This is a genomic window from Paenibacillus sp. MMO-177, from assembly GCF_037147795.1.
In the GTDB taxonomy this organism is placed as follows: Bacteria; Bacillota; Bacilli; order Paenibacillales; family Paenibacillaceae; genus Pristimantibacillus.
The window spans coordinates 272,856-285,583 of sequence record NZ_JBBCUR010000001.1; the positions used below are offsets into that span (position 1 = coordinate 272,856).

Consider the following 12,728-nt stretch of genomic DNA (forward strand, 5'->3'; position numbering starts at 1 on the left):
ATGAATTCCTACCTTACACCTTAAATACTTTTTTCGTGCCCCAATCAGACTTAATCATCTCAACCGCTTCCCTGAACCTCAATGAATGCACGATTTCTCGCTCACGAAGAAACTTTAACCCATCCTGTAAATCCACATCATCGGTCATATCGATTAGCCATTGGTAGGTTGCACGTGCCTTCTCCTCAGCGGCAATATCCTCATACAGATCAGCGATTGGATCTCCTTTAGCTTGGATATAAGCTGCAGTCCACGGAACACCCGAAGCATTCACATACATCATTCCATTATCATGGTTGACAAAGTTCTCTCCTAGCCCCGCCTCATCCAATTGCCTAGGAGTTGCATCTTTTGTCAATTTATAGACCATTGTAGCAATCATTTCCAAATGGGCGAATTCTTCCGTTCCTATATCCGTTAATAATCCTATCACTTTATCCGGAATCGAATACCGTTGATTTAAATAACGCAGCGCCGCAGATAATTCGCCATCCGCCCCGCCGTATTGCTCGATTAAGTATCTGGCCATCCTAGGATCACATTTGCTTACCTTTACGGGGTATTGCAGCTTCTTCTCATATAACCACATCCTTTAGACACGTCCCCTTTCTCAAGTGGAAATACAGGCATACTCCGGTTTTACACTTGCCACGGCCATGGGCTTTGAGACCACTGCCAAGGATAATTCGAGAAGCTGTTCCCGAATTGAAGCATAGGCCCGTAGAGGCTTTCAAACACCTGCCTGCATTGATGTTGTTGCATCGCAAGCTGATTAAACTGCTGGATCGCCTGCGCGTCATGTGGATGGGTATCCAAATATAAGGTTAATTCTACCAAGGCAAAACTTATCGCCTGAAGCTCTTCCAGCTTGCTGTAGTATTGTTCGTCCAGAACAATGCTCAAGAAAATCAACCTCCTAAAAAGAATTGTCACACATTTGGCCATTCTCATGGCCATTTGTGATAATTCTTACTTCGTAAGCAAGCGAAGCAATTCTTACTTCGTAAGGATAAACCAAAGAATTGTCACACATTTGGCCATTCTCAAGGCCATTTGTGATAATTCTTACTTCGTAAGCAAGTGAAGCAATTCTTACTTCGTAAGGATAAACTTACAAGTAAAACTTGGATTGATAGGAGCTGTACAAAGCCGGCCAGAGCGTCCCCCGTCTTAGCGCTTCATGAATAGGGAACTGAGGCAGCCCTTGCGGCTGATACGGGATAAACAGGTTTGGCGGTAATACGTAGGTTTTTAGTTTCATCGGCGGACATGGATCACATGGACCAATAAAAGGCTCATACACATGGACCTGATTAAGCGGGTTCGTATTATTCGCGGTCTTATATCCCTTATTCTCCATCCCCATTGCCACGTTCTCCACAGCCGCCATGTTTGCGACAGGGGCATTATTGGCTGCAGCCGCAACATTTTCAGCGTTGGCAGCATTTATTGCTGCATTAGATGCGTTTGCGGCGTTTGCCGCATTCGCTGCATTAGGAGCGTTTACAGCTTGAGCAGCCAAATTGGCATTGCTCTCCACGCGGTTATTGCTCTCGGTGGTCATCCGGATATCCCTCCCTGACATTTAGACATCTCCTAAACACTGTATGCCAACAGGGCTTTTCCCCATTATTACAATAATAAAAAATCCGGCAGAATCTGCCGGATATCTTATAATTTAATGTTTAAAGTTCAACAAACATGAGCACATATTAATATCGTCAAATTCGACCACAGGTATCATAATTTTAGCCGTGTGAGCCGGTTGTTTTGCAAAAATAAGCAGAGAGAGGTGAACTTGATGTACGACAACAGCTATTTAAGAGTGATGACATATAATATAAGACACGGAAAAGGCATGGATGGGAAAACCAGTTTGCGCCGCATAGCAGATCAAATTACGAAAGCGCGTGCGGATGTTGTTGCCTTGCAGGGTGTTGACCGGTTTTTACCTCGAAGTGGTTTTAAAGATCAATTGAACTGGCTGGCTAAACAGCTTGGGATGTATTTCTGCTTCTCCCCCAGTGTGAACCTCCTCATCGTCCAATATGGTAATGCCATTCTAAGCCGCTATCCGATTATTTCTAAAGATATTCAGTACATTGGCGGATCCAAAGAGCGAAGGAGCATCCTAACGGCGAGACTGCAAATAGGAGAGGAAATCGTCAGCGTACTTAATACCCATTTGGGGGTGCATACAAAGGAGCGGCTAAAGCAGATTCCGATTCTTTTGGATGCTTTAACCAAACTAAGAAAGCCTGCGATCATAGCCGGGGACTTTAATATGGAGATGGACGATCCTTTGATGGAACGTTTGAATTCTCATTGGCAAAAAATCGTGTTGCAAAACAAGCTCCCTACCGCCCAGAATGGCGGAGAGGTTGACCATATCTTTGTAAACATGCCGACAGAACACGTCTCAGCGAGGATCCAATCTTCCGTCGCGTCGGATCATTATCCGGTCATTGCTGAGCTTCGCTGGAGAGTAGATAATCCGAAATAGTCTAAAGCGTTCCATCTTTCCGGACTGTTTTACATTTTAGAATTTTTCAACCAGGTTGGGGAAAGATACGTAAGAATGTTGTTACAGTGTAGCTTCATTCCTAAAATCATAGGAGGTGTGATAGATGACTAATCACAATGACCGCGATCGACACGATTCTGACCACAACGATACAGCTGGAGTTGGAAAAGCAGCAGGAACAGTGGGCGGTGGTGTTGTTGGCGCTGTTGCAGGTTCTGCTTTAGGACCTGTAGGAACGGTTATAGGCGGTATCGTCGGTGCTGCATTGGGCAATAAAGCTGGTGATGCTGCTGAAGATAGTGGCGACGCTTCACACCGAGAATAATCTCCACATACGAACCATCTATTAAATTGGTAAAAGCAGGGCGTAGAGAAATTCTTCGCCCTCTTCTTGTGTTATAACCCTTTACCTTTGTCTTTTGGCGTACTATCCAAATAAAAAAATCCGGCAAATCTGCCGGATCCCTTACAGCTTAATATTAATTTTGAACAAGCCTGCTTTGCGGATTGCCATGTAGATGATAACAACGAGCGGTCCAAGGAATACCCCGATTACGCCCACCAGCTTAAACCCAACGTACAAGCTGATCAAAGCGGACAAGGAGCCTATACCTACCGAATCGCCCAGAATCTTAGGCTCTACAATACGGCGGAATACCGTCATGAACAAGAATAGGATGTAAAGTCCAATTCCGGCATACAAGTCGCCGGTGATCACCAGGTAAGTTCCCCACGGGACAAGCACCGTGCCTGTGCCCAGGATTGGCATAATATCCACGATGACGATAAGAAGGGCAATCGCAAGCGGATATTTGATATCCAGGATGATCAGACCGATTAACGAGAGGACATAAGTAAGAGCGCTTAGAATAATTTGCGAACGTAGGAAGCCAAAAATCGACTTTTTCAAATTATCCAATACTTCATTTACTTGAGGCCTCGATTTCTCCTCGAACAGGGTTAAGAACGTATCTTTCATCGTATTGAGGCTGAAGCCAAACATGTAGACGGCAACCAGGAAGACGATAAAGAAAATGAACATGCTCGGAATACCTGAAGCAAAAGAAATAACCGAGGACGATAATGAGCCTACCATGCCAGTGAGCGACTTGCTCATATCGGTCAGCCAATTCTCGATTTGGCTTACGGTATCCGGAGAGAAGTTCGCATAAAGCGATCTTGCATTCTCGACCAGATCGGTTACGTATGTACTTGCGTCCTCAACATAGTTAGGTACTTTCTGCGCGAAGGCGATAAGCTCCGCGACTACCTTAACCCCCAGCAGCGCCATCAAGCCGATTAAGATTACGGTAAACAAGCTGCTTGAAATCGTAGAGGCGATGAGACGATTGGTCTTAAGCCGGCGGATAAGAAACTGGGTCAGCGGTTCCAGAAATATAGCGACAACCAGCGCAAGCAGGAACGGCGCCCCAACCGTAAACAGCAGATACAACAGGAATAGCCCAAACGCAACCATGACTAACGTTTTTATCGACACTTTAACGATACCCTCCTTTCCTCTGGAAAAGTTACGAGCCGTTATGTAAGCGGGGCAATGACTTTCTTATGAGCTTCGTCCACTATCAGCATACGCCCAATTACGAAAGTAATGTCCCCTTTTCCGCGCGGAAGCTTAAAGAATGGCTTTCTTCCGGTGGAAGTCCACCTCAGGGTAATACATGTCTTTAACAAGCAGGTTTGGACCGCAGCAGGCCGCCGCCGGACAATGGCAGTTCACGCTTCTCGCGAGCTTATGGTCAAGCCAGCGGTCAAACAATTGATCGAGCTGTTCATCGTTAATGTTGCCGAATGCCGGCACGTCGGAGAAGTCCGTTACGAATACCTCGCCGGTAAACAGATTCACGTTCAGCCGGTTGCGGCCGTCCGGATCGTTGCGCACCGTCACATTCGGCTCCGAAGCCAGTCTCGACAAGAGCTTCCGTTCCTCCGGATTGTCGCTGCACTGGTAGAACGGCAGGGTCCCGAACAGCATCCACACGTTCCTGTCTCTTGCATCGAGCAGTCTGCTGACGGCCCTTTGCATATCTTCCTTCGACAGGACCGGGAGATCCTTCGCGAACGAGCTAGGATACATCGGATGCACCTCATGTCGCTGGCAGCCCATCTCGACAATAAGCCGGTGAATCTCTTCAATCTGATGATGGGTGCGGTAGTTGATCATCGATTCGGCGGATACAAGAACACCTGCATCACTTAAACGCTTGGCATTATCAATCATCCGGTCGTACAGCTTGGCAGCCGCTTCGCGGGATACCGCATGGCCGGCCTTTGCGAAGCCAATCTGGTGGAAGTCGTCCGCATTCGTGTAGTTAAACGAAATATGCATAACATCCAGATAAGGAGCGAGCTGCTCATAACGGCTGTACGGCAGCGTGACATTCGAGTTGATCTGCGAACGGATGCCGCGGCTTCTCGCATATTGCAGCAGCGGAACCATGTATTCCTTCACGGTACGGTCCGAGAAAGACGGCTCTCCGCCCGTAATGCTTATGGTCTCCAAATGTTTTACTTCATCCAGACGCTTGATCATCAGCTCGAGCGGAAGCTTAGCCGGCTCCGACATCACAAGCGTATCGCCTACGGCGCAATGCTCGCAGCGCATATTGCACAGGTTGGATACCGTCATCTCGACGCTGGTCAAGGTATGGCGTCCATATTGCTGCAAGGATCGGATTGGGTCCCAAGGATCATTAAGGGGGGATAACGGCGTGAGGGTATTGTTTTTCAAAGCATAATCTATCGTGTTCATCAATATCAGCACCTGACTTACATGGTTAAATTGGGTATAGCTTATACCATTGTAATGTTCGAAGGGGAATGAAGCAAATGAAAATAGGCATAAAAAACGAAAAAAGAGGCCAATCAGCCTCCTTTTCTCCTATTAAATACCCGAGGCCAGTCCAACATTCGACTGTTGGCCGTTTACGCTGATAATCATTGTGCTCAGCTGTTTCGATAAATCGATTTCGTAAGGCGCAGACAGCTCTTCCCCCGCTTCGTTATACAGCAGCCGAATAATGGGCCGATGCGGGTACGCATGATTGAAATCAACAACAACGCCGGTCTCTCCCGTATGAATCTTGACCGTTATCCCGATCGGATAGATAGCCACCTTGTCTCTAAAAAGCTGAACCATATGCTGTTCGTACAATGTACCCGTCCCGGCATACAACAGCTCAATCGCTTGATGCGGCAGCATAGGCGCACGGTATACGCGGTTTGTTGTCATCGCGTCATAGGAATCAACCAAGCCGATCCACTTGGCGAAATCATGGATTTCATCCCCTTTGATCCCGCGGGGGTAACCGCTGCCGTCAACCCGTTCATGATGCTGGAAAGCGCAATGCGCGACAATTAGCGGCATATTAGGCTCATCCTTCAGGAGCTCGAATCCGATTTTGGCGTGATTGCGCATCATCCGGAATTCATGATCGGTCAAAGAGCCCGGCTTTTTCAGCACGTCAATCGGGATTTGCGTCTTTCCGATGTCATGAAGCAATGCTCCCATTCCGAGCTTCGTTAATTCATCTCTCGTATAACCGTAGGCAGAGCCAAGCAACGTCGTGTATACGCAGACATTCAGCGAATGCTGATAAAGATATTCGTCGACAATTCCCATGTTCATCAGCATTATCATGGCGTCCTTATGATTGGACAAATCATCAATAATCATATTCATGATCTGTTTAAAAGGCTGTGCGATGTACGGGTATGGAGCGCCTTTCTTTTGCTTCGGCAATTCCATCATCGCGCGGAAATTCGTCTTGATCTCTTTTAATGCGAGACTGATCGTATTCTCGCTTATAATTTCCGGAACTAAGATATCATCCGTCCTCGGATCCTTAATAAATACATAATGAATACCATATTGTTCCAAACGGAAAATATGGCGACTCGTTAATTCCATGTCTTCTCCCAAGAGGACTAATCCGTCTCCCGAGAAAATCTTTTTGGCAAGTCTCATGCCAGGCTGGCATTGCGATATGGGTACCAAGCGCATGTTCCTGATCCTTCCCCTTAACAAAACTAACTAATTGAAGAACTTATACACTTATATTCGGTCAAAACTAGCCGTATTGTTAATGTAAGGTATAAATTCACGCTTGGCAACCATTTTATACTAAAAATTCGACAATATTCTCCATCTTTCTTGGTGACAAGCCCTAATTCCATGCCCCTCCCGCAGCTCTTCTGCCAGAAGATCCCGGATAAATTCAGGCAGATAGTAGGACACCTCCGTCGCCAGTCCCAGCGATAAATAGCCGATATGGAACGTAAACATATCGATGCAGCCAACCACGTATTCCCGTTCATCGGAGAGCGGCTCGCCGTTAACATGAATCGACACGATTCGATGCAGCTCCGGACGCGATGGATCATATTCGACTTCCATGCCGTCAATCGCAAGCGTCCCAAGCACCTCGCCGCGGAAGCCGTAGCCCTTGATCGGCATGCCCGTGAAGGAAGGCAGCAGCGCCTCTTCCAGCGCTGCCCGGATATTCGCGCCGCTAAGCAGCATGCGGCACGGATTGATCGGCGACGGACAGAGGGCATGCAGCTGCCCCTCCGTCACGTCGCCCTGCTGCAGGCCGCCTAGCAGCTGCCCCGTGTTCACGATGCCAATCTCGGCATCGGCATGGCGGCGCAGGCCGGCGGCCAGCAGGTTCCCGAGCGGCGATTCCCGCTCGGGGAGGGCGGGCAGCGGCGCATCCAGCCGGGCGATAACCCGGCTGAGGCGCCGCTCGCCCGCCTCGCGGTAGCCGCCGATTATCGCGGCGGCTGCGGGATGCTCCGCATAGGCGGCCATCGGCACGCATGCTGCGCGAATAAAAGGGCGCTTCGCGCTCTCGTCAAGCTCGAGCTCGACGCGTCCAATCTGGTCGCCGTACTTCCCGGCGGCGCAGATCGAGGTGCCGCCGATAACAAGCGGCTCTTCAAGCAAATGATGCGTATGCCCGCCCATGATCAGATCAATGCCGGGTATTTTTTCCGCCATCTGCTTATCCACGTTAATTCCGAGATGCGACATTACCGCAATCACGTCTACTTGTTCTCTAAGCCTCTTCACTTCTTCTGCAATGGCTTCAAGCGGATCGGTCAGATCCCAGCCAAGCAGCTCGTAAAAGTCCGTATAACGGGCCGTAGCGGCGATCAGACCAATACGGATGCCATTCTTCTCCATAACCGTGCTGGGCAGAAGCCATTCCGGCAGCTTTCCGGTATCAAGCTCGCGCATATTTGCGCCAAGGAGCGTAAACTTGGCCTCGCGGTATACGCGCTCAAGAGTATCCTTCGAATACGTAAGGCCTTCGTTATTGCCAAGCGTCACCGCATCATAACCGGCCGCATTCAGCAGCTCGACATTTACTAAGCCGTCGCTGCCCTCAGTTTCCAGCCGGATGCGGTCCATATGATCGCCGATATCCAGGCAGAGAACACGGTCGTTGCCGTAGGCAGCACGCTGCTCCTCTATATAGGTCATCATTCTTGCTGCATTCTCGAGACGGCTATGAATATCGTTGCTGTGTAAAATTAGGATTGATCGGTTTGAGAATGTCATGCCTGCCTCCTCCGGTTCGTTACCCGCCAATTTGAGACATCCGGCGGTCGGTTGGCGTATGGGATAACGCTTCATCTGCCAGCTTAGCCGCCATTTCATGATTTTCAGGCTTCAGATCCATCGCTTTATAGAAAATATCGCGCATCGCTTCCGGATCGCCAAGCGCCGCTTTCACGTTCAGCTCATCCACCCAATAGAGGCATGGCTTCATCGAACCGTCCGCCGTCAGGCGAAGCCGGTTGCAGCTCTTGCAGAAATGATCGCTGACCGGATGAATAAGGCCAAACGAACCTTTGCCGCCTTCCATCTGCCAATCGTCGGACGGGCCGTTTCCTTTTAAGTTGGAACGTCTTGTAATCGTATATCCTTCGCGTTCTGCCGTATCCAGCACATGCGACAGCGGCAAATAAGACTTTCGCCAATTATCGTCCGCATGGCCAATCGGCATATATTCAATAAATCGGACATGCATCGGCTGCTCGTAAGCCAGCTTCAGGAACGAAGCGATTTCATCCTCGTTTATCCCTTTGAGCAGTACGCAATTCAGTTTAATTGGAGCTAGGCCAGCCCTGCCGGCTGCCTCAATCCCCTCAATCACCCGTTTCAGCTCGCCGCGGCGGGCAATAAACTTGAACCTCGTTGGATCAAGCGTATCCAGGCTGATGTTCACGCGGTTTAATCCCGCAGCCTTTAAAGCCTCGGCATATTTGCCTAGAAGCATGCCATTAGTCGTTAATGCGATATCCTCGATGCCCGGTATCGCCTTCAGCCTGCGGATCAGACCATCCAGGCCCGGGCGGACCAGCGGTTCGCCGCCCGTAATCCGAAGCTTGGTAATGCCAAGCTCCGCTGCGGTCTGAACGACCTCGACGATATGATCATAGCTGAGCAGATGGCTGGCGTCGGCGAATTCCATACCTTCCTCAGGCATGCAGTACAAACAACGCAAATTGCATCTATCCGTAACCGAAATACGCAAATAATCGTGTTCTCTCCCGAAACGGTCCAACAATGGGGGCATGCCTCTCACTCCTTTTCTCTTTTACTAGAATAACATTTTTCGCATGATTATGGTATGCTAATACGGAGTTTACCCTTAATCGATGAGAGGTTATGTGACATGGCATTCACTTGGAAAATCCAATTATTCGCCGGGCTTTCGGACCGTTTCGGCAGCCCGGTCATTCAAATAGAGACAGACACTCCTTTCATGACGGTAGCGGCACTCAAGCAGGAGCTCGCCGGCCGTTTTCCGGAGCAGTCAGAGCTTGTGCGCATTTCGTTTGTTGCTTGTAATCAGACCTATGCTTCCGACGATACCGTTATTCAAGCATCCGACGAGCTTGCGGTCCTGCCTCCCGTCTCCGGCGGAGAGCCGGAGGAGAATGAAGCAGACCCAGCGGAAAGCTCCTCTGCGTGCGGACGCTACGTCATTACGAAGCATCCGATCACTTCGGATGAAGTGATCGCTAAAGTTATTGTTCCCGCGCATGGCGCAGCGATGGCTTTTGTGGGGACGACCCGCGAATGGACCCATGGACAGCGCACGGTACGCCTGGAATACGAAGCCTATGCGCCAATGGCCGTACGTACGATGGAACAGATCGGAGCGGAGCTTGATGAGCGCTGGCCGGGCACGCTAACGGCGATTTCCCATCGGATCGGCGTTGTTGGTCTCGCGGAGACCAGTGTCGTTATCGCGGTTTCTTCCCCCCACAGGGATGCCTGCTATGAAGCAAGCCGTTACGCCATCGAGAGATTGAAACAGATCGTTCCCATCTGGAAAAAGGAAATATGGGAAGACGGTTCCGAATGGAAAGGGCATCAACAGGGAAGCCCGTGGAATCCGATTGAACCTCTGCCCAATTAATGGTTGGCAACTTTGGAGTGGTGCTAAATGTATAGGACAATAGTCATGTTTTCGCATCCCTCTTATTGCCATTACATTCATTCATTGTTACTATTATTTCATATATACCGTACATAATTTACTATAGAGGTGCAACGATGAGGCTGCATATTTCAGATTTAAAAGAGGGGGATATCCTGCTAAAGGACACCTTTAACGGATACGGCCTTCACGTTCTGTCCAAGGGTACCATCCTGGCGCAGAAGGATATTGCGAAGCTGTTTCAGCATCAAGTTGACTATGTTGACATTGAGGACCGACGGACTACAGAGCCACCTGTTCATCGCACGCTTGAGACTACCGTAAATCCCAAATGGCTGCCCAACGTTAGGCCCGATTACGAGAATGCCGTCAAAGGCTTCCAGGATTTGTTCCAGAAAGCAACCGAGGGCGAGCTCGTAAAACAGGACGAGGTCGCAACGGCCTTCCAGCCTCTTCTTAAAAATTTTCAAATGGAGCGCGATGTTGTCTCCATGCTGCTTCTGTTAAATACCGCTGATGATTATACGTATCAGCATTCCGTGCAAGTGGGCATGTTATCTTACTACTTGGCTTCATGGCTTGGGTATACCGAATTGGAAGCGCTTGAAATTTCGAAAGCCGGCTATCTCCATGATATCGGCAAGAGCAGAATTCCTTCCGGCATCCTGAACAAGCCCGCCAAATTGACCGACGTGGAATTCGAAGAAGTAAAGAAGCATACGCTTTACGGCTATGATATTATTCAACAATCGTTTGAGGACAATTCGGAAATGATGGCGCTCAGCGCTCTTCAGCATCATGAACGCATTGACGGCAGCGGTTATCCGCATGGCCTGCGGGGCGATGAGATTCACCCGGTGTCCAAGCTTATTGCCGTCGTCGATATTTACAGCGCGATGATCTCCGAACGCGTCTACAAGAAAAAGCGCGACTTGTTCTATGTATTAAAGGAATTGTACAAGATGAGCTTTAACGAGCTGGATGCGCATACGACCCATACGTTTATCAAGCATATGATTCCTAACTTTATCGGCAAAAAAGCCGTCCTCGAATCCGGTGAAGTTGGTACTATCGTCATGACCCATCCAACCGAATTTTTCCGACCGCTTGTTCAGACGGGCGAACGGTTTATCGATCTTACCGTTGACCGTGAATACGAGATCAAGGAAATTATTTTTTAATGGAATAACTGTCCGTAGAAACGCCCGTCCAGGTTGGACGGGCGTTTTCATTTTTTGCATATTTCCACCCAAGTCCTCTCCTCCAAAATAAAAATACGTGCCCGAGATTCTCGGACACGTATCCAAAACATTTATTAACCGATCGAGCCTTCCATCTCGAATTTGATGAGACGGTTCATCTCAACCGCGTATTCCATCGGGAGCTCTTTCGTGAACGGCTCAATGAAGCCCATTACGATCATTTGCGTCGCTTCCGCTTCGGACAATCCGCGGCTCATCAGGTAGAACAGCTGATCCTCGGATACCTTCGATACGGTTGCTTCGTGCTCGAGCGTAATGTTGTCGTTCATGATCTCGTTGTAAGGAATCGTATCGGATGTCGATTCGTTATCGAGAATGAGCGTATCGCATTTAATGTTGGATTTCGAACCTTCGGAGTTGCGCCCGAACGATGCGAGACCGCGGTAAGTTACTTTACCGCCATGCTTACTGATCGACTTCGATACGATCGTCGAAGTTGTGTCAGGAGCCAGGTGAAGCATTTTCGCGCCTGCATCCTGATGCTGGCCTTTGCCCGCAACGGCGATAGAGAGTACCATGCCTTTTGCGCCGCGGCCCTTCAGGATAACCGCAGGGTATTTCATCGTCAGCTTGGAGCCGATGTTGCCGTCAACCCATTCCATAGTCGCATTCTCTTCCGCAACCGCGCGTTTCGTAACGAGGTTGTAGATGTTTGGCGCCCAGTTCTGGATCGTTGTGTAACGGCAGCGAGCGTTCTTCTTAACAAGAATCTCTACAACCGCGCTATGCAGCGAGTTGGTGCTGTAGATTGGAGCCGTACAGCCTTCTACGTAGTGTACGAAGCTGTCTTCGTCCGCAATGATAAGCGTACGCTCGAATTGACCCATGTTCTCGGAGTTGATGCGGAAGTAAGCTTGCAGCGGAACTTCGCATTTTACGCCTTTCGGAACATAGATAAAGCTGCCGCCGGACCATACTGCGCTGTTCAGAGCGGCAAATTTGTTGTCCGTACGAGGGATGATCGTGCTGAAGTATTCTTTTACAAGGTCCGGATATTCGCGAAGCGCGGTATCCATGTCGGTGAAGATAACGCCTTGCTTCTCCAGCTCTTCTTGCATGCTGTGGTAGACAACCTCGGATTCGTACTGCGCGGATACGCCGGCAAGGAACTTTTGCTCCGCCTCGGGAATACCCAGCTTATCGAAGGTTTCTTTGATCTCTTGCGGTACTTCTTCCCATGTCTTGCCTTGCTTCTCGGATGGCTTAACATAGTATTGAATATCGCTGAAATCAAGATCAGCCATATCGCCGCCCCAGTTAGGCATCGGCATTTTGTTGAATTGCTCCAGCGATTTCAGGCGGAACTCGAGCATCCACTGCGGCTCGCCTTTCATTTCGGAAATCGTGCGTACGATTTCCTCCGTCAACCCTTTACCGGATTGGAAGACCGCTTTATGCTCGTCACGGAAACCATACTTATAATCTTCCATTTCAGGCATTGTTCCTGGCATGGTATTCACACTCCTTCAA

At 49.2% G+C, this 12,728-nt stretch carries 13 protein-coding genes; 4 read left to right on the plus strand and 9 right to left on the minus strand.

The window, feature by feature from the left end:
- Positions 1 to 13: 13 nt before the first annotated feature.
- The 3 genes from WFK81_RS01235 to WFK81_RS30930 form a co-directional block, all read right to left on the minus strand.
- Complete coding sequence (locus WFK81_RS01235; protein ID WP_336784644.1) at positions 14 to 589, minus strand: manganese catalase family protein; 576 nt, start codon at positions 587 to 589, stop codon at positions 14 to 16.
- A gap of 50 nt (positions 590 to 639) precedes the next feature.
- The gene (locus WFK81_RS01240) at positions 640 to 903 is read right to left on the minus strand and encodes a spore coat protein CotJB (protein ID WP_336774263.1); all 264 of its coding nucleotides are present in this window, start codon (positions 901 to 903) and stop codon (positions 640 to 642) included.
- A 208-nt stretch (positions 904 to 1,111) separates the two neighbouring features.
- The gene (locus WFK81_RS30930) at positions 1,112 to 1,261 is read right to left on the minus strand and encodes a spore coat associated protein CotJA (RefSeq protein WP_442956024.1); all 150 of its coding nucleotides are present in this window, start codon (positions 1,259 to 1,261) and stop codon (positions 1,112 to 1,114) included.
- A gap of 540 nt (positions 1,262 to 1,801) precedes the next feature.
- On the opposite strand from WFK81_RS30930, the gene WFK81_RS01250 reads away from it, so the two are divergent.
- Both WFK81_RS01250 and WFK81_RS01255 read left to right on the plus strand, forming a co-directional pair.
- Positions 1,802 to 2,503, plus strand: coding sequence for an endonuclease/exonuclease/phosphatase family protein (locus WFK81_RS01250; protein ID WP_336784645.1), 702 nt, complete (start codon positions 1,802 to 1,804; stop codon positions 2,501 to 2,503).
- Positions 2,504 to 2,627: 124 nt separating this feature from the next.
- Positions 2,628 to 2,849 (plus strand): glycine zipper 2TM domain-containing protein, encoded by a 222-nt coding sequence (locus WFK81_RS01255; protein ID WP_336784646.1) that lies wholly within the window; start codon positions 2,628 to 2,630, stop codon positions 2,847 to 2,849.
- A gap of 141 nt (positions 2,850 to 2,990) precedes the next feature.
- Here the strand turns inward: WFK81_RS01255 and ytvI are convergent, their stop codons facing one another.
- The 5 genes from ytvI to moaA all read right to left on the minus strand — a co-directional run bounded on the left by ytvI (position 2,991) and on the right by moaA (position 9,126).
- Complete coding sequence (gene ytvI / locus WFK81_RS01260) at positions 2,991 to 4,022, minus strand: sporulation integral membrane protein YtvI (RefSeq protein ID WP_336784647.1); 1,032 nt, start codon at positions 4,020 to 4,022, stop codon at positions 2,991 to 2,993.
- Between the two features lie 135 nt (positions 4,023 to 4,157).
- Positions 4,158 to 5,294: a radical SAM/CxCxxxxC motif protein YfkAB gene (gene yfkAB / locus WFK81_RS01265; RefSeq protein ID WP_336784648.1), complete on the minus strand. Its 1,137-nt coding sequence runs from the start codon at positions 5,292 to 5,294 to the stop codon at positions 4,158 to 4,160.
- A gap of 132 nt (positions 5,295 to 5,426) precedes the next feature.
- Positions 5,427 to 6,545, minus strand: coding sequence for an HD-GYP domain-containing protein (locus WFK81_RS01270; RefSeq protein ID WP_336784649.1), 1,119 nt, complete (start codon positions 6,543 to 6,545; stop codon positions 5,427 to 5,429).
- A 120-nt stretch (positions 6,546 to 6,665) separates the two neighbouring features.
- Positions 6,666 to 8,105, minus strand: a complete 1,440-nt coding sequence (locus WFK81_RS01275; protein WP_336784650.1) for a bifunctional metallophosphatase/5'-nucleotidase — start codon at positions 8,103 to 8,105, stop codon at positions 6,666 to 6,668.
- Positions 8,106 to 8,124: 19 nt separating this feature from the next.
- Complete coding sequence (gene moaA, locus WFK81_RS01280) at positions 8,125 to 9,126, minus strand: GTP 3',8-cyclase MoaA (protein WP_336784651.1); 1,002 nt, start codon at positions 9,124 to 9,126, stop codon at positions 8,125 to 8,127.
- A gap of 99 nt (positions 9,127 to 9,225) precedes the next feature.
- Between moaA and WFK81_RS01285 the strand changes: the two genes are divergently transcribed.
- On the plus strand, positions 9,226 to 9,975 hold the full coding sequence (locus WFK81_RS01285) for a molybdenum cofactor biosynthesis protein (RefSeq protein ID WP_336784652.1): 750 nt from the start codon (positions 9,226 to 9,228) through the stop codon (positions 9,973 to 9,975).
- A 137-nt stretch (positions 9,976 to 10,112) separates the two neighbouring features.
- Complete coding sequence (locus WFK81_RS01290; protein WP_336784653.1) at positions 10,113 to 11,177, plus strand: HD-GYP domain-containing protein; 1,065 nt, start codon at positions 10,113 to 10,115, stop codon at positions 11,175 to 11,177.
- A gap of 134 nt (positions 11,178 to 11,311) precedes the next feature.
- Here WFK81_RS01290 and sufB read toward each other — a convergent pair whose 3' ends face one another.
- Positions 11,312 to 12,709, minus strand: coding sequence for a Fe-S cluster assembly protein SufB (gene sufB, locus WFK81_RS01295; protein WP_132307553.1), 1,398 nt, complete (start codon positions 12,707 to 12,709; stop codon positions 11,312 to 11,314).
- Positions 12,710 to 12,728 lie beyond the last annotated feature (19 nt).

Excerpts from the sequence above, each read along its gene's own strand:
- WFK81_RS01270 (WP_336784649.1), bottom strand. The coding sequence starts at position 6,545 with ATGCGCTTGGTACCCATATCGCAATGCCAGCCTGGCATGAGACTTGCC.
- WFK81_RS01250 (WP_336784645.1), top strand. The coding sequence starts at position 1,802 with ATGTACGACAACAGCTATTTAAGAGTGATGACATATAATATAAGACAC.
- WFK81_RS01285 (WP_336784652.1), top strand. The coding sequence starts at position 9,226 with ATGGCATTCACTTGGAAAATCCAATTATTCGCCGGGCTTTCGGACCGT.
- moaA (WP_336784651.1), bottom strand. The coding sequence starts at position 9,126 with ATGCCCCCATTGTTGGACCGTTTCGGGAGAGAACACGATTATTTGCGT.
- WFK81_RS01255 (WP_336784646.1), top strand. The coding sequence starts at position 2,628 with ATGACTAATCACAATGACCGCGATCGACACGATTCTGACCACAACGAT.
- sufB (WP_132307553.1), bottom strand. The coding sequence starts at position 12,709 with ATGCCAGGAACAATGCCTGAAATGGAAGATTATAAGTATGGTTTCCGT.
- WFK81_RS01235 (WP_336784644.1), bottom strand. The coding sequence starts at position 589 with ATGTGGTTATATGAGAAGAAGCTGCAATACCCCGTAAAGGTAAGCAAA.
- WFK81_RS30930 (WP_442956024.1), bottom strand. The coding sequence starts at position 1,261 with ATGAAACTAAAAACCTACGTATTACCGCCAAACCTGTTTATCCCGTAT.
- WFK81_RS01290 (WP_336784653.1), top strand. The coding sequence starts at position 10,113 with ATGAGGCTGCATATTTCAGATTTAAAAGAGGGGGATATCCTGCTAAAG.
- WFK81_RS01275 (WP_336784650.1), bottom strand. The coding sequence starts at position 8,105 with ATGACATTCTCAAACCGATCAATCCTAATTTTACACAGCAACGATATT.
- yfkAB (WP_336784648.1), bottom strand. The coding sequence starts at position 5,294 with ATGAACACGATAGATTATGCTTTGAAAAACAATACCCTCACGCCGTTA.